The sequence below is a fragment of the Streptomyces sp. NPDC005722 genome (assembly GCF_040630935.1).
In the GTDB taxonomy this organism is placed as follows: domain Bacteria; phylum Actinomycetota; class Actinomycetes; order Streptomycetales; family Streptomycetaceae; genus Actinacidiphila.
Map to the genome: position 1 here is coordinate 1 of NZ_JBEXYN010000043.1, position 14,230 is coordinate 14,230.

Annotated in this window: 16 protein-coding genes; 5 read left to right on the forward strand and 11 right to left on the reverse strand. The window is 74.2% G+C overall.

Annotated features, from left to right (window positions below; genetic code table 11):
• Positions 1-141 precede the first annotated feature (141 nt).
• From ABZ479_RS33305 to ABZ479_RS33325, 5 genes are all read right to left on the reverse strand, one after another.
• Complete coding sequence (locus ABZ479_RS33305; protein ID WP_499600865.1) at positions 142-903, reverse strand: SDR family oxidoreductase; 762 nt, start codon at positions 901-903, stop codon at positions 142-144.
• Between the two features lie 22 nt (positions 904-925).
• On the reverse strand, positions 926-1,687 hold the full coding sequence (gene fabG / locus ABZ479_RS33310; RefSeq protein WP_500465036.1) for a 3-oxoacyl-ACP reductase FabG: 762 nt from the start codon (positions 1,685-1,687) through the stop codon (positions 926-928).
• A gap of 119 nt (positions 1,688-1,806) precedes the next feature.
• Entirely contained in the window at positions 1,807-2,199 is a 393-nt protein-coding gene (locus ABZ479_RS33315) for a DUF3037 domain-containing protein (protein ID WP_499600866.1), read from the reverse strand.
• Complete coding sequence (locus ABZ479_RS33320) at positions 2,196-3,014, reverse strand: HipA family kinase (RefSeq protein WP_499600867.1); 819 nt, start codon at positions 3,012-3,014, stop codon at positions 2,196-2,198. The genes ABZ479_RS33315 and ABZ479_RS33320 overlap by 4 nt, the downstream gene beginning before the upstream one ends.
• A gap of 229 nt (positions 3,015-3,243) precedes the next feature.
• Positions 3,244-3,465 carry a hypothetical protein gene (locus tag ABZ479_RS33325; RefSeq protein ID WP_500465037.1) on the reverse strand — a complete coding sequence of 74 codons (222 nt, stop codon included), beginning with the start codon at positions 3,463-3,465 and terminating at the stop codon, positions 3,244-3,246.
• A gap of 345 nt (positions 3,466-3,810) precedes the next feature.
• On the opposite strand from ABZ479_RS33325, the gene ABZ479_RS33330 reads away from it, so the two are divergent.
• Positions 3,811-4,296, forward strand: coding sequence for a Rieske (2Fe-2S) protein (locus tag ABZ479_RS33330; RefSeq protein ID WP_499600869.1), 486 nt, complete (start codon positions 3,811-3,813; stop codon positions 4,294-4,296).
• On the opposite strand, the gene ABZ479_RS33335 is transcribed toward ABZ479_RS33330, so the two are convergent.
• Positions 4,279-4,950, reverse strand: a complete 672-nt coding sequence (locus ABZ479_RS33335) for an isochorismatase family protein (protein WP_500465038.1) — start codon at positions 4,948-4,950, stop codon at positions 4,279-4,281. The two genes, ABZ479_RS33330 and ABZ479_RS33335, sit on opposite strands and share 18 nt — an antisense overlap.
• Before the next feature lie 85 nt (positions 4,951-5,035).
• On the opposite strand from ABZ479_RS33335, the gene ABZ479_RS33340 reads away from it, so the two are divergent.
• Positions 5,036-5,506 (forward strand): pyridoxamine 5'-phosphate oxidase family protein, encoded by a 471-nt coding sequence (locus ABZ479_RS33340; RefSeq protein ID WP_500465039.1) that lies wholly within the window; start codon positions 5,036-5,038, stop codon positions 5,504-5,506.
• A gap of 31 nt (positions 5,507-5,537) precedes the next feature.
• On the opposite strand, the gene ABZ479_RS33345 is transcribed toward ABZ479_RS33340, so the two are convergent.
• The gene (locus ABZ479_RS33345; protein WP_499600873.1) at positions 5,538-6,452 is read right to left on the reverse strand and encodes a LysR family transcriptional regulator; all 915 of its coding nucleotides are present in this window, start codon (positions 6,450-6,452) and stop codon (positions 5,538-5,540) included.
• Between the two features lie 74 nt (positions 6,453-6,526).
• On the opposite strand from ABZ479_RS33345, the gene ABZ479_RS33350 reads away from it, so the two are divergent.
• On the forward strand, positions 6,527-7,519 hold the full coding sequence (locus ABZ479_RS33350; RefSeq protein ID WP_500465040.1) for a DMT family transporter: 993 nt from the start codon (positions 6,527-6,529) through the stop codon (positions 7,517-7,519).
• A 13-nt stretch (positions 7,520-7,532) separates the two neighbouring features.
• Here ABZ479_RS33350 and ABZ479_RS33355 read toward each other — a convergent pair whose 3' ends face one another.
• Positions 7,533-8,864: an aminotransferase class I/II-fold pyridoxal phosphate-dependent enzyme gene (locus ABZ479_RS33355; RefSeq protein ID WP_500465041.1), complete on the reverse strand. Its 1,332-nt coding sequence runs from the start codon at positions 8,862-8,864 to the stop codon at positions 7,533-7,535.
• 35 nt (positions 8,865-8,899) lie between these two features.
• On the opposite strand from ABZ479_RS33355, the gene ABZ479_RS33360 reads away from it, so the two are divergent.
• Entirely contained in the window at positions 8,900-9,571 is a 672-nt protein-coding gene (locus tag ABZ479_RS33360) for a pyridoxamine 5'-phosphate oxidase family protein (protein WP_500465042.1), read from the forward strand.
• A gap of 14 nt (positions 9,572-9,585) precedes the next feature.
• Positions 9,586-10,257 (forward strand): FMN-binding negative transcriptional regulator, encoded by a 672-nt coding sequence (locus ABZ479_RS33365; RefSeq protein ID WP_500465043.1) that lies wholly within the window; start codon positions 9,586-9,588, stop codon positions 10,255-10,257.
• Here the strand turns inward: ABZ479_RS33365 and ABZ479_RS33370 are convergent.
• The 3 genes from ABZ479_RS33370 to ABZ479_RS33380 all read right to left on the reverse strand — a co-directional run bounded on the left by ABZ479_RS33370 (position 10,221) and on the right by ABZ479_RS33380 (position 14,097).
• Entirely contained in the window at positions 10,221-11,741 is a 1,521-nt protein-coding gene (locus ABZ479_RS33370) for an FG-GAP repeat protein (protein ID WP_500465044.1), read from the reverse strand. The two genes, ABZ479_RS33365 and ABZ479_RS33370, sit on opposite strands and share 37 nt — an antisense overlap.
• 823 nt (positions 11,742-12,564) lie before the next feature.
• Complete coding sequence (locus tag ABZ479_RS33375) at positions 12,565-13,545, reverse strand: EamA family transporter (RefSeq protein ID WP_500465045.1); 981 nt, start codon at positions 13,543-13,545, stop codon at positions 12,565-12,567.
• A 12-nt stretch (positions 13,546-13,557) separates the two neighbouring features.
• On the reverse strand, positions 13,558-14,097 hold the full coding sequence (locus ABZ479_RS33380) for a peptidase (protein WP_500465046.1): 540 nt from the start codon (positions 14,095-14,097) through the stop codon (positions 13,558-13,560).
• Positions 14,098-14,230 lie beyond the last annotated feature (133 nt).

The following is a 14,230-nucleotide window of genomic DNA, read 5'->3' on the forward strand; positions in this document are numbered from 1 at the left end:
TCTCGGGCCCGGCGCCGCCGGCCTGGGGGGGGTCGCGGGGGGTGCCCACCCCGCGGTGGGGGGCATGCCCCTGGGGCCGCCCGCGGCCTCGGCGGCCGGCACCAGGGACCGTGCACGTTGGAGTGCGGACGAGCGCAAGCCTCAGGCGCCGACGCTCGCGTTGAGGAAGATGCCGCCGTCCACGACCAGCGTCTGGCCGGTGATCCAGGCCGCCGCGTCCGAGAGCAGGAAGGCGGCGGCGCCGCCGATGTCCTCGGGCACGCCGAGCCGTCCCAGCGGGTACGCGGACGCGGCCTGCTCCTCCCGGCCCTCGTACAGGGCCGAGGCGAACCTGGTCTTGACCACGGCCGGGGCGATGGCGTTGGCGCGGACGCCGGGCGCCATCTCGGAGGCGAGCTGCAGCGTGAGGTTGACCATGGCGGCCTTGCTCATGCCGTACGCGCCGATGAACGGGGAGGCGCTGATGCCCGCCACGGAGGCGATGTTGACGATCGCACCGCCGTTCTCCTTCATCCACGCCCGGTAGGTCTGCTGGGCGAAGCCGAGCGCGGAGATGACGTTGGTCTCGAAGACCTTGCGGGCGACACCGAGGTCGAGTTCGGCAAGGGGGCCGAAGACCGGGTTGGTGCCGGCGTTGTTGGCGAGGTAGTCGACGCGGCCGAAGGCCTCCATCGTGCGCTCGACGACCTCCGCCTGGTGCGCCTCGTCGTGGGCCTTGCCGGCCACGCCGAGGGCCCGGTCGGCGCCGAGCCGTTCGACGGCCTCCTTCAGCGCCTCCTCGTTGCGGCCGGTGATGACGACGCGGTCGCCGCGGGCGACCAGGGCCTCGGCGATGCCGTAGCCGATGCCGCGGCTGGCGCCGGTGACGATCGCGACGCGGCCGTCTTCGGGCTGGGTGCTCATGATGCGGGTCTCCTGTCGCGGGTCAGTCGAGCGGGCCGCCGGCCACGTACAGCACCTGGCCGGAGACGAAGCCCGCGGCGTCGCCGGTGAAGAAGGCGATGGCGTTGGCGACGTCGTCCGGGTTGCCGACGCGCTGCACCGGGATCTGGGTGGCGGCCGCGGCCTGGAACTCCTCGAAGCCCATGCCGACGCGGGCGGCGGTCGCGGCGGTCATGTCGGTGGCGATGAAGCCGGGGGCGACGGCGTTGGCGGTGACGCCGAACTTGCCGAGCTCGTGCGCGAGGGTCTTGGTGAAGCCCTGCAGGCCGGCCTTGGCGGCGGAGTAGTTGGCCTGGCCCCGGTTGCCGAGGGCGGACGACGAGGACAGGTTGACCACGCGGCCGAACTTCGCGTCCACCATGTGCTTCTGGACGGCGCGGGTCATCAGGAAGGCGCCGCGCAGGTGCACGTTCATGACCGTGTCCCAGTCGGCCGCGCTCATCTTGAACAGCAGGTTGTCGCGGAGCACGCCCGCGTTGTTGACGAGGATCGTCGGCGCTCCGAGCTCCTCGGCGACGCGTGCGACCGCGGCCGCGACCTGCTCCTCGTCGGAGACGTCGGCGCCGACGGCGACGGCCCGGCCGCCCGCCTTGGTGATCTGCTCGACGGTGTCCTTGCACGCGGTCTCGTCGAGGTCCAGCACGGCCACGGCGCGGCCCTCGGCGGCCAGGCGCAATGCGGTGGCGGCGCCGATGCCGCGCGCCGCCCCCGTCACGATCGCTACGCGCTGCTCGGTGGTCGACATCTGCTCTCCTCAGCCCTGTGGGGAGCGGTCGCGCAGGTGAGCGACCGCTTAGTACGTCCCGTAGCCGAAACCGTAGGAGTGCAGTGACCCTGTGTCAACGCCCACCGCGCCGATGTGGCTCAGCGCACCAGAAGATCCAGCAGACGGTCCACCTCGGCCTCGGGGTCCTCCGTCAGCCCGGTGTGGATCGGGCCCGGCTGCACGATGGTGCTGCGCGGCGCCGTCAGCCACCGGAAGCGCCGCCCGGGATCGTCCTCCGCCGCCTGCCCGGCCCGCGCACCGCCCGCGCAGATCCCCTCGTAACCGCGCAGCGCGGCCCGTACGCCGGCGACGTCCACCTCGGGGTCGAGGCAGCGCAGCCGGGTCTCGTCCAGGTGGACGCGGGCGCCCACGAAGGACTTGGCGCGGCAGTACACGAGCACGCCCGCGTTGATCAGCTCACCGCGCTCGATCCGGGGCATCACGCGCACCAGCGCGTACTCGAACACATCGCGCCCGCTCGCCGTGCTCACTTGGCGGCCTTCCCCTCGACCCAGGTGCGCAGCCACTCCGGCGGCGCCTGCTTCTCCTGCTGCTTCGGGGCCAGGACGATCCGCTCCCCCACGGTGCCGGCACGCGCCAGCAGTACCCGCTCGTACGCGCGCCGCACCTCGTCGGGGTCCGCGAAACCGGGCTCGTCCACCAGCCACTCGTCGGGGACCTGGGCGGTCACCTCGCGCAGCAGCGCCTCGTCCACCCGCGGGGCGAGGTCGCGGGCGGCGGCCTCGACGTCCGGCGCGAAGCGGGCGAGGGCGTGGTCCGCGGCGTCGTACGGCTTGTCGGCGGCCTGGTCGGCGCCCTTCCAGTTGTGGTGGAAGATCAGCGAGGCGCCGTGGTCGATCAGCCAGAGGTCCTGGTGCCAGACCAGCATGTTGGGGTTGCGCCACGAGCGGTCGACGTTGCCGACGAGCGCGTCGAACCACACGATCCGCCCCGCCTCGCCGGACTCCACCTCGAAGACCAGCGGGTCGAAGCCGAGCGCGCCGGGCAGGAAGTCCATGCCGAGGTTGAGGCCGCCGCTGGCCTTCAACAGGTCCTGGATCTCCTGGTCCGGCTCACCGAGCCCGATCACCGGGTCGAACTGGAACCGCACCAGCACCGGCACCCGCAACCCCAGCCGCCGGGCCAGCTCCCCCGCGACCACCTCCGCCACCAGCGCCTTGCGGCCCTGTGCGGCACCCACGAACTTCACCACGTACGTCCCCAGGTCGTCGGCCTCGACGACACCGGGCACCGATCCGCCCTCACGCAACGGCGTGACATAGCGGATCCCGGTCACTTCCTCCATGGACGCATCCTAATGATCGGTGTCCCACGGCCACGCCACGCCGTCGCCCGGCGCCGGGAACGTGCCGACACGCCTCCGTCGACTGGAGGGTCGTCGAGGCGCCTCCGTCAGCTCCGGAATCATCGGGATCCGATCGCCGATGCCGGCGACGTTCCTCTTGAGGCTCCGAGAGGTGACCGAGGCCCCGGCCGCATCCGCGGGCCGGGGTTCCTCTCACGTCTGCGACGCGCTACTCCGACGCGGGCTCGCGCTCGTAGCGGACGTCGCGCTGGTGATCCCAGCGGTACGACCACTTCATCTCGCTCGTGACGCCCTTGACGCTTCCCTCAGGCAGTTGCTCCATGGCGGCCGTCACGGCTGCCTCGGCGGCGGCCTCGTACGCCGCCCGGACCCTCGGTGCTCCAACCGTCGACCCTGCGGTCTGGAGATCGAAGTCCAGTGTGATCGTCATGTGCTTGGGTACGGGATCCTCGGCCATACGCCCCCCTCGGGTGATCGGCGGAGCCGCCAGTATCGGCCTCACTCCCGGCACACCGCCATCGTTCGGACGAAAACCCTCAGGTAGGTGCTTCCAAGCATCTGTGGGCGGCCTCGGCCACAACTACCGGCCGGCCATCGTGCCGCACGCACCGCGGCTCTCGGCGCTGCGCGCCGCCGCCGGCCGCGCCGGGTGATTTTCCGGGGGATGGTTGAACGGCTCACCCATCTCGTCCGTACGACTGGGCAGGGCGTGACCCACGCTCCCGGGCGCCTGTACGGCGGTCCGGAACGGACGAGGCAACAGGATGTGTGACGCATGGCCGAGACGACTGGCATCGCAGGAGCTCCGACCCGCCGCGCCGTGGTCGCGGGAGTGGGCGCGGCGGGGCTCGCGGCCGCGCTGGCCGCCTGCGGCGACTCCAACGACTCCGCGGGCGCCTACAGCCCGGCCGCGCCGCCGCAGGACGGCGGCGACCAGGGCACCGGGGGGTCGGCCCCGGCCGGCGGCGGGGCCGAGGCGGCGCTGGCCAAGACCTCGGAGATCCCGGTGGGCGGCGGCAAGATCTTCGCGGACAAGAAGGTCGTCGTCTGCCAGCCCGAGGCGGGCTCCTTCAAGGCCTTCTCCGCGATCTGCACCCACCAGGGCTGCGCCGTCAACGAGATCGCGGGCGGCACGATCAACTGCCCTTGCCACGGCAGCAAGTTCAGCATCAAGGACGGCAGCGTGGCCAACGGCCCGGCGACCCAGCCGCTGGCAGCGGCGAACATCAAGGTGGAGGGGGACTCAGTGGCCCTGGCCTGAGTCCGGACCCGGCCCGGACCGTTCCCAGCTGCCGATGACCTCGTCGGCTGTGGTGACCGTGGCGACGAGCGCGAGGGTGTACCGCAGCATGTCGGCGGTGTACGACTGCGGCACCCCCGCGATGGCGTCGCCGGGCACGACCGCCTCGTAGCCGAGGTTGACCGCGTCGAAGACGGCATTGGGAACGGCCACGTTGGCCGACACCCCGGTGACGACGACCGTGCGCACGCCGAGGTTGCGCAGCACGGCGTCGAGGCCGGTGCCGGCGACCGGCGACAGCCCGTGCAGCCGTCGTACGACGAGGTCGCCGGCACCGACCGGTATCTCCTCGGCGAGCTCGACGGCCGGCGTGCCGGCGACCTGGAGGACGGGCAGCCGCTCGGCGGCGCGGAAGATCCGCGCGTTGCGGCTGGACCCGCGGCCGTCGGGGCGGCGTTCGGCGACCGCGTGCACCACGGTGGCGCCCGCCGCGTGGGCCGCGGCGACCAGCCGTGCGGTGGCGTCGAGCGCCCCGCCGTCGCGCACGGCGGCCGCGAGTTCCGGGAGCGCGCCGCCCGGGCCGACCACCCCGCGCTGGCACTCCACGGTGAGCACGGCGGTGGACCGGGGGGTCAGGAGCGCGTCGAGCCTCCGCTGCCGGTCGCCGTCCGCCATGCTTGCCCCCTCGCGCACGGGTGCCCTACCGTCGTCCCGGGTGACCGTATCTGACGGAACGTCAGACTGGGAAGTGGGGGCGCGCATGACCGTCGCACAACGCCGCGGACGCCGGATCATGATGACCCCGGAGGAGGTCGACGCCTTCCTCGGCGAGCAGCGCACCTGCCGTGTCGCCACCGTCTCGCCCGACGGCCGCCCGCACGTGGGCGCGTTGTGGTTCGTCTGGGACGGGACGTCCCTGTGGCTGTACTCCATCGTCCGCAGCCGCCGCTGGGCCGACCTCCGGCGTGACCCGCGCGTCGCGGTCGTCGTCGACGACGGTACGGAGTACGGCGAGCTGCGCGGCGTCGAGCTCTCCGGCACCGTCGAGTTCGTGGGCGAGGCGCCCCGCACCGGCGACCCCCACCCCGCGCTGGAGGCGCCCGAGCGGCTGTTCGCCGCCAAGAACTTCGGCCTGGAGTCCATGCCCCACGACGGCCGCCACGCCTGGCTCCGCCTGACCCCGGACTCCGTCGTCTCCTGGGACTTCCGCAAAATGCCGGGCCTCGCCTAGGGCACGCGCAGCACCGCGTCCCCGAGGGATCTCAGACGTCGGCGGCCGCCACGTCCTCCCCCGCCCGGCGGAGGGCCTCGACGGCGGCGCGGATGGCGGGGCGGCGGTCGGCGTCGGAGCGCCAGACGGCGTAGATGTGGCGCTTCATGGTGTGGCGCACCGGGATGGCGCGGACCCCGGCCGGCAGGGGGCCGCGGCCCAGGCGCGGGACGACGGCGACGCCCAGGCCGGCGGCGACGAGGGCGAGGACCGTGGGGTGTTCCTCGGCGTGGTGGGCGATGCGGGGTTCCACGCCCTTGCCGCGCAGCGTGAACAGCAGCCACTCGTGGCAGAAGCCGCCGTCGGGCCAGGCGATCCAGTCGTCGTCGGCGAGTTCGCCGAGGTCGGCCTCGGCACGGCCGGCCAGGGGGTGGCCCTCGGGGACGACCACGTCGGCGATGTCGTCGAGCAGCGGCTCCTTGGCCAGGCCGCCGGGCAGCGAGAGCGGCTTGTTGTACCAGTCGAGGACGACCGCCATGTCGATGTCGCCGCGCACGAGCCGGGCCAGCGCGTCCTGGGGCTCCATCTCGTGGACCATCGCGCGCAGCTTGGGGTGCTCGCGCCGCGTCGCGGCGAGCGCCTGCGGGAAGAGTCCGCGCACCGCGGTGGGGAAGGCCCCCATGCGCAGTTCGCCGACCGCGGCGCCGCGGTGGGCCTCCAGGTCGGAGTGGGCGAGCTCGACGAGGGAGAGGATGCGGCCCGCGTGCCCGGACAGCAGCCGGCCCGCGTCGGTGAGCCGGACCCCGCGGCCGTTCTTGGCGAGCAGGGTCTGCCCGGTCTCGCGCTCGAGCTTGCCCATCTGCTGGGAGACGGCCGAGGTCGTCACGTGGAGGACGTCCGCCGCGGCGCTCACCGAACCGTAGGTGGAGATCGCGTGCAGGACGCGCAGGCGCTCGAGATTCAACATGTAAGCAACACTACGTGATCGCCGGGAGGTTTTCTCGCTTGTCCTAAGAGGTTCAATCCGTCATCGTGATGGCCATGAGCGCACCCAGCACCCGCCGCCCGGCCGCCGAGGCCGTCCCCTCCCCCGCCGACGCCCCGCCCGCTCCCGCCGTCGCCGGCGCCGCCGCCCCGGCCACCGCCGGGCGTCGCCGTCGCGTCGTGGACTGGCGGGTCAACTGGGCCGTGCTCGCGCTCATCTGGGGCTTCAGCTTCCTGTTCATCAAGGTGGGCACCGAGGCCTACGCCCCGCTGCAGGTCGCGCTCGGCCGCATGGCGTTCGGCACCGCGGTGCTGGCCGCGGCCTTCGCCGTGAAGCGGGAACGGCTGCCGCGCGGCGCTCGCGCCTGGGGGCACATGGCCGTGGCCGCGCTTCTGCTGAACACCATTCCGTTCACGCTCTTCGCGTACGCGGAGCTGACCATCCCGTCCACGCTCGCGGGCATCTGCAACGCCACGACCCCGCTGTGGAGCATGGTGCTGTCGGTGGTCGCGCTCTCGGACGACAAGCCGACCCGGCAGCGGGTCGCGGGCGTCGGCATCGGCTTCGTCGGCGTGCTGACCGTGCTGGGCGCCTGGCAGGGCTTCTCCGGGACGGACCCCGCGGGCACCGCGATGGCGCTGGGCGCCTCGGCGAGCTACGCGGTGGGCTGGATATACGTGCGCCGCACGCTGAGCGGCAGCGGCAACTCGGCCCTGTCGATGTCCTCCGCGCAGCTCTTCCTCGGCACCGTCCAACTGGCCGTGCTGACACCGCTGTTCACCTCGGTGCCCGGCTCGTTCCCGCTCTGGCCGACGCTGTCGGTGGTCGCGCTGGGCGCGCTGGGCACCGGGATCGCCTTCCTCCTCCAGTACGGGATCGTCGCGGAGAAGGGCCCGACCATCGCCACGATGGTCACCTACCTCATCCCGGTCATCGCGACCGCGGCCGGTGTCGCGCTGCTGGACGAGCACCTGACGTGGAACGAGCCGGTCGGCGCCCTCGTGGTGCTCGCCGGCGCGGCACTGACCCAGCGCCGCCCGGCGGGCTGAACCACCTTCGCCGTCAGCCGAAGCGCCCCGCGCGGTGCGGGCGGACCGCGGCGGCGACGGCGTCGGCCAGGGCCGGTACCTCGTCCGCGGTGACCGGCGAGATCGTGATGCGGATGCCCGGCGGTGACTGCAGCCGGAAGCGCGCGCCGGGCGCCACGGCCCAGCCCGCCTGCAGCAGCCGGGCCACCGCCCCGGTCTCGTCCGGCACCGGGACCCACACGTTCATGCCGCTGCGGCCGTGCGCCGCGACGCCGAGGCCGTCCAGCGCCCGCACCAGCGCGTCACGGCGCGCGGCGTACGCGGCGGAGACGGCGGGGACGTCGACCGCGCCGGTGCGCCACAGGTGCGCGACGGTGCGCTGCAGGAGGTGGCTGACCCAGCCGGGTCCGAGCCGGTAGCGCCCGCGGACCCGGTCGACGGTGACCGGGTCGCCGGTGAGCACGGCCAGCCGCAGGTCGGGGCCGTAGGCCTTCGCGGTGGAGCGGACCAGCATCCAGTGCGCGGTGCTGCCGGCGAGCGGGTGCAGCGGCAGCTCGGTCAGGCCGTTGACGTGGTCGTCGTCGATGACCAGCACCTGCGGGTGGCCGCCCAGGACGGCGCGCAGCGCGCCGGCGCGTGCCGCGGAGAGCGTGGCGCCGGTCGGGTTCTGGCCGCGGTCGGTGACGATCAGCGCCCGGGCGCCCTGCCGGAGGGCCGCGTCCACGTCCTGCGGCAGCGGGCCCTCGTCGTCCACGCCGACCGGGACGGCGCGCAGGCCCAGGGCCGGGACGAGGTCGAAGACGCTGCCCCAGCCGGGGTCCTCCACCGCCACGGCGTCCCCGGGCCGCAGGTGGGCGGTGAGCGCGCGCTCCATCGCGTCCAGCGAGCCGGAGGTGAGCCCGACCGGGCCCGCCGGCACGCCGTCGGCGTCGAAGGCGGCCCGCGCCAGGGCGGCGAGCTCCTCGTCGACCGGGGCGTGCCCGTACAGCATGGGCCGTTGCGCGTTCCGCGCGGCCGCCTCGGCCAGCGCCTCCCCGAGCGGGGGCAGCAGCGCGGTGTCCGGGTTGCCGGTGGACAGGTCCCGGACCCCCGGCGGCACCTCCAGGCGGAGCTCGTCCCGCGCGGTGGTCGCCGGACGCCGCCGCACGCGGCTGCCGCGCCGGCCCGCGGTCTCGATGACGCCGCGGTCGCGCAGCAGACGGTAGGCGGCGGCGACGGTGTTGGGGTTGACGCCGAGTCCGGCGGCGAGCTCCCGCAGCGGCGGCAGCGCGGCACCGGGCGCGAGGACGCCCTCCCCGATGGCCCGTTCGACGCTCGCCGCGATGTCCGCTGCGCCCCGGCCGGTGAACGTGTACTCTCCTAGCACAAAAAGCATTATGCACTAGTGCAAAGGATCGCGCCATGTCCGCCACGCCCTCCGCTGCCGATGCGTACGCTCCCACCGACCGCACCGTCCCCACCCGCAGCCGCGAGCGGGCCTCGTACGACCGCGACCTGGTGCACGCGATCCTCGACGCGGACTACCTCTGCCACCTCGGCTTCGTCCGCGACGGCGCGCCGGTCGTGCTGCCCACCCTCTACGCGCGCGTCGGCGAGCGGCTCTACGTGCACGGTTCCACCGGCTCCCGTCCGCTGCGCGGCGCCGGCGAGGACACCGGGCTCCCGGTCTGCCTGACCGTGACGCACCTGGACGGTCTCGTGCTGGCCCGTTCCGCCTTCCACCACTCGATCAACTACCGCTCGGTGGTGGTGCACGGCGTGGCCCGCCAGGTCACCGACCCCGCCGAGCGCTCCGCCGCCCTGGACGCCCTGGTCGACCACATCGTGCCCGGCCGCGCCGCCGACTCCCGCCCCGCCAACGCGAGGGAACTGGCCGCCACCGCCGTCATCGCCCTGGACCTGGACGAGGTCTCCGCCAAGGTGCGCAGCGGCGGCCCCGGCGACGACCCCGAGGACCTGGCACTCCCCCACTGGACGGGCGTGCTCCCCGTCACCCGCGCCTACGGGACGCCGGAACCCGCGGACGACCTCGACCCGTCGATCGCCGTCCCCGGCTACCTCACCGCGCGCTGAAAGGAGCCCCGCACATGCTCGTCCACCCCTGGGACGCCGCCGTCGACGAGGCCGAGTGGCAGGACTGGCTCGCCGCACACGACTTCGGCCAGCTCGCCGTCAACGGCCTCGACGGCGAGCCCCCGTTCGTCCAGCCGCTGCACTTCGCCTACGACGCGGGACGGGGCGAGGCGGTCACCCACCTCGCCCGCCCCAACCCGCTGTGGCCCGCGCTGGAGGCGCACCCCCGGGTGACGCTCAGCGTCGTCGACGACTACACCTTCATCCCCGGCCCATGGCACGCCCCGGAGGGCACCCCGCCCGAGCACGGGACGCCCACCAGCTACTACGCCGCCGTGCAACTGCTGTGCGTGGCCCACCTCGTGGACGACCCCCAGGAGAAGGCGGACCTGCTGCACCGGCAGCTCGCCCACTTCCAGCCGCGCGGCGACCACGCCCCCGTCGTCCCCGGCGAGGCGCCGTTCGGCCGGATGCTGCCCGGCATCCGCGGGATCCGGCTGGAGGTCACCGACGTCCGCGCCAAGTTCAAGTTCGGCGGGAACCGGCCGCGCGAGACGCAGTGGCGGGTCAACCGGCTGCTGGCCGAGCGGGGTGGTCCGGGCGACGAGGCCGCCCGGACCCGGCAGTCGCACCGCCTCGGGCAGCCCGGTCAGTCGTCGATCGCCGCGCCGAACCGGGCGTTCTGAGACGGCGCGCCGAGCGAACCCCCGCCGTACGTCCAGCTCCCCGGCAGCTTGAGGCCGCCGGCGCCGGCCGAGAACACCCACACCACACCGTCGTCGGTGTTCTCGCCCGGGGCCGCGACGAGCAGACCGAAGTAGCCGTCGCGGTTGGGGTCGGTGAAGGAGACCTGGGCGCCGAACTTGTCGGCCTTCTCCGCGCCGCCCGGGACGCCAGTGGTGTTCTGGTTGACGTCCAGGACACCGGCGGTGGTCAGGCCCCGCGCCGAACCGCGCAGCACCCACACGGCCCCGGCGTCGGCGACGCTGCCGATGTCCTCGCCGGAGGCGCCGATCGCGACGTCCGCGTAGCCGTCGCGGTTGACGTCGCCGACGGAGAGGTCGGAGCCGAAGCCGTCACCGCGCTCGGAGACACCCGGCACGCCGGGGTTGTCCTGGGTCCACCAGACGGGCGGGCTCCCCGGGCCCTCCTGCCCGGCCGGCCCGTCCGGGCTGCCGTAGTAGACGCCGACCATGCCGCCGGTCATCGACGCGCCGCCGTCGTCGGGGCTGTGCGGTTCGCCGGTGACCAGGTCGTCGAACCCGTCGCCGTTGACGTCGCCGGAGGCGACGACGGGGCCGCCGCGCAGGGCGGTGACGGGCAGCGGGTCGATGTCGTCGCTGAGGATGACGTACGACCAGCCGTGGCCCGGCTCGGCGCCCAGGCTCAGGCCGGAGACCACGATGTCGGCCAGGCCGTTGTCGTCGTAGTCGCCGGTCGTCAGCGAGGTGGGCGCGATGCCCGGGCCTTCCGCCTGCCGGGCGAGCGGCGTGCGCCGCCGGTCCTTGAAGGGCGTGAAGGTCCCCGCGTCCCCGCCCTTGCGGGCGGCGGCCTGCGGCACGGACTCGTACTGGAAGATCGACAGCCCCACCCTGTCGATCACGGCGAGCAGGTCGCCCGGGACGTAGGTGGTGAAGTGCCCGGCGGCCAGGGCGCTGCCGAACCGGTCGCCCTTCATGGCGCTGACGGACTGCAGCCAGTCGCTCGCGGCGCCGGACAGCCCCTTCGCCGAGCCCCACAGGACCACGATGCCGCCCGCGTCGGCGCCGACCCCGACCAGGTCCTCGCCGGGGATGCCGACGACGGCGTCGTCGTACCCGTCCCCGTCCAGGTCGCCGCTGGCCACGGCCTGGCCGAAGGCGTCCCCGGTCTCGGCGGCGCCGGGCACGCCGGAGGTGTTCTGGCTGAAGACCTTGGCGCTGGTGGTGACCCCCTTGGGGCCGCCGTACTGCACGGTGACGACACCGGCGCCGGAACGGCCGCCCACGGTGGCGCCGGGCGCGCCGGTCAGCACGTCCTCGTACCCGTCGCCGTTGAAGTCCCGGTTGCGATCGCTCGCGTGGGTGCCGCCGGGGGTCCCGGCGAACGAGGCGGGCGCGGTGGCGATGGCCGCGCCCGTGATGAGGAGAAATGACGCCGCGGTGACCGCAGCCGAGCGGTTCTTGCGCATGAGCGGCTCCTTCGCTCAAGAACGACCGGGCGGTGCGGGGGTGTCCCGGAAAGAGCCCGTTTCCTTCTCCGGCACCGTCTTTGACACACCGTGGGAAGAAAGGGTTGTAGGGGAACGCGGGACAGGCGTCGGTCGGGTGGCGTGGTGACGGGGGTGGGGGTGGGTGGTTGGTTGGGTGGATGGGTGGGTGCGGGTTCGTCTCGCGCCCTGCGGGCGCACAGCGCCGGCTGCGGATGGGAGGGTGGCGGTCCGGGGGCGGTCGGCAGTGTGCGAGTGGGTGGGGGCCGGCGTTCAGGCGCCGGAGCGGGTCTCCGCTCCGGCGGTGTCGGTCTCGTTGCCGTCCGCGGGTATAGATGGCCGCTTCCACGCCATCCGTGGGTGGTGGGCGCGCCCGCCGTAACCCGCGACTGCGGGTATTTCGGGGTGCCGCCTGGGCGGTCGGCGGGAGATCGGGCCCGCTTTCAGCGGTATAGCCGTCGAAACAGAGCCCGATCTCGGATCGGGGAAGCACCCGCAGACGCCGGTTACGGCGGGCGCGCCACCCACGAACCGTGGGCGTGGTCACCGGCCATCTGCACCCGCGGACGGCAACGAGACCCGGGCCAAAGGAACAACCCACCCCGCTCCGGCGCCTGAACCCCAGCCACGCACCCACCCGCACACTGCGAACAAAGCAGGCCCCCACCCTCCCACCCGCAGCCCGCGCAGTGCGCCCGCAGGGCGCGAGACGGCGGGACAGCCGAAGAACCGGCACCACCGCCCCCGCCCCACCGCCCCCGCCCCACCGGCGCCGCCCCACCGCCCCCGCCCCACCGGCGCCGCGCTACACCGGCTGCGTGCGGGGGTTCGTGGTGTCCGCGTCGGACGGGGTGCCGGAGGCGATGACCGTGGTCGTCCCCTGCTTCTTGGCGGTCTGGGCGACGAAGGCGCCCGCCAGCACGAGCGTGCCGCCGATGATCTGCGGGACGCCGAGGTGTTCGCCCAGCAGCACCCACGCGAACACGGTGCCGACCACCGCCTCCAGGCAGGCCACGACGCCGGCCACCTGCGGCGACAGCCGCCGCACGGCGACCACACCGGTCAGGTAGGCGAGCACGGTGGCCACCAGCACGACCCAGCCCACGAGCAGGATCGCGGGCACGTCCGTCTCCCCGAGCGCAGCCTGCCGTGTGAGCACCGACCAGTCCATCGACCACGGACGGGAGACGGCGGTCAGCACCACGGCACCGATGGTCAGGCCGTACGCGATGACGGCGACCGGGTCCGGGGCGTCGTCGCCGTCGCTGCCGTGGTCGGCCAGCACGAAGTAGCTGACCTGGCAGCAGGCGGCGCCGAAGGCGAGCGCCAGGCCCAGCGGGTCGAAGGCGAGCCCGGACCACACCTCGACCACCGCCGCCATGCCTCCGACGGCCAGCACGACCCCGATCGCGGCGGCCTTGCTGACGGCCTTGCGCTGGACGAAGCGCACCCAGCCGAGCAGCAGCGCCGGGCCGAGGAACTCCACGAGGATCGCGACGCCGACCGGGATGCGCGATATCGCCGCGAAGTAGAGGGTCTGGACCCCGGCGACGCCCAGCAGGCCGAAGCCGAGCAGCAGGCCGGGGCGGCGCAGCAGGAGCGCCCGGTGCCGCAGCACCACGGGGAGCATGATGAGCGTGGCGCCGGTCACCCGGAGCCACACGACGTGCAGCGGGTCGAGGCCCGCCTCGATCAGCGGCTTCGCCGCCACCCCCGAACCGCCGAACGCGAACGCGGAAACCAGCGCGAGCCAGAGCCCGGCGTTCCTCCCCTGAGAGACATGCATCGGGCCATGATGTCAGCTCGCGACAGGACCGTCATCCCGGTAGCGGCTGTCCTCCTCGCCGCTCGGCGACGGCGGGCGGGCGGCCAGGACCCGCGGTTCGACCCCCGCCGACCTCAGCACCTGCGCGGCCCGGCTCCCCGCGTCGGCGACGAGCGCGGCGAGCAGGTCGGTACCCTCCGCCCGTGACGCACCCCGCTCCCCGGCTTGGACGGCGGCCGCGCGCAGGGCCGCGGCGGCGGCCGGGCTCCAGCCGGGCGCGTCCACGGCGGCGAGCACGGTCCCGGAGCCGGCGTCCTCCACCGTCTCCCGCCAGGCGATGCCGTAGCCGATGGTGCGTTGCGCGAGGTAGCCGAGGACGCGTGCCACCCGCCTGCCGCCGGCCGCTCCCGCCGCCCCGTCGACGGCGTCGCGCGCCCGCGGGTCGGCCTCGAGGAGGGAGTGCAGGAGGTGCGCGGTGTCGACCTGGCGGTCCCCGTCCCTCGTGGCGCGCCGCCGGGCCGCGGCGGTCACCGTGCGCAGCTCGGCCCCGAGCCGCGAGTCGTTCCAGTGCACGCCCTCCACCCCATCAGCCCGCACCGCCCCGCGGCATCGCCGCGCGGTACCGTTCCGGCGTCCTGCGCGGGTCGGGTGCGCCCGTACGCGGCGTCCTCCTCAGGGATGACGGCGGCCCCGGAACGGGTCCGGG

Excerpts from the sequence above, each read along its gene's own strand:
- ABZ479_RS33305 (WP_499600865.1), bottom strand. The coding sequence starts at position 903 with ATGAGCACCCAGCCCGAAGACGGCCGCGTCGCGATCGTCACCGGCGCC.
- fabG (WP_500465036.1), bottom strand. The coding sequence starts at position 1,687 with ATGTCGACCACCGAGCAGCGCGTAGCGATCGTGACGGGGGCGGCGCGC.
- ABZ479_RS33320 (WP_499600867.1), bottom strand. The coding sequence starts at position 3,014 with ATGGAGGAAGTGACCGGGATCCGCTATGTCACGCCGTTGCGTGAGGGC.
- ABZ479_RS33325 (WP_500465037.1), bottom strand. The coding sequence starts at position 3,465 with ATGACGATCACACTGGACTTCGATCTCCAGACCGCAGGGTCGACGGTT.
- ABZ479_RS33330 (WP_499600869.1), top strand. The coding sequence starts at position 3,811 with ATGGCCGAGACGACTGGCATCGCAGGAGCTCCGACCCGCCGCGCCGTG.
- ABZ479_RS33335 (WP_500465038.1), bottom strand. The coding sequence starts at position 4,950 with ATGGCGGACGGCGACCGGCAGCGGAGGCTCGACGCGCTCCTGACCCCC.
- ABZ479_RS33340 (WP_500465039.1), top strand. The coding sequence starts at position 5,036 with ATGACCGTCGCACAACGCCGCGGACGCCGGATCATGATGACCCCGGAG.
- ABZ479_RS33345 (WP_499600873.1), bottom strand. The coding sequence starts at position 6,452 with ATGTTGAATCTCGAGCGCCTGCGCGTCCTGCACGCGATCTCCACCTAC.
- ABZ479_RS33350 (WP_500465040.1), top strand. The coding sequence starts at position 6,527 with ATGAGCGCACCCAGCACCCGCCGCCCGGCCGCCGAGGCCGTCCCCTCC.
- ABZ479_RS33360 (WP_500465042.1), top strand. The coding sequence starts at position 8,900 with ATGTCCGCCACGCCCTCCGCTGCCGATGCGTACGCTCCCACCGACCGC.
- ABZ479_RS33365 (WP_500465043.1), top strand. The coding sequence starts at position 9,586 with ATGCTCGTCCACCCCTGGGACGCCGCCGTCGACGAGGCCGAGTGGCAG.
- ABZ479_RS33370 (WP_500465044.1), bottom strand. The coding sequence starts at position 11,741 with ATGCGCAAGAACCGCTCGGCTGCGGTCACCGCGGCGTCATTTCTCCTC.
- ABZ479_RS33375 (WP_500465045.1), bottom strand. The coding sequence starts at position 13,545 with ATGCATGTCTCTCAGGGGAGGAACGCCGGGCTCTGGCTCGCGCTGGTT.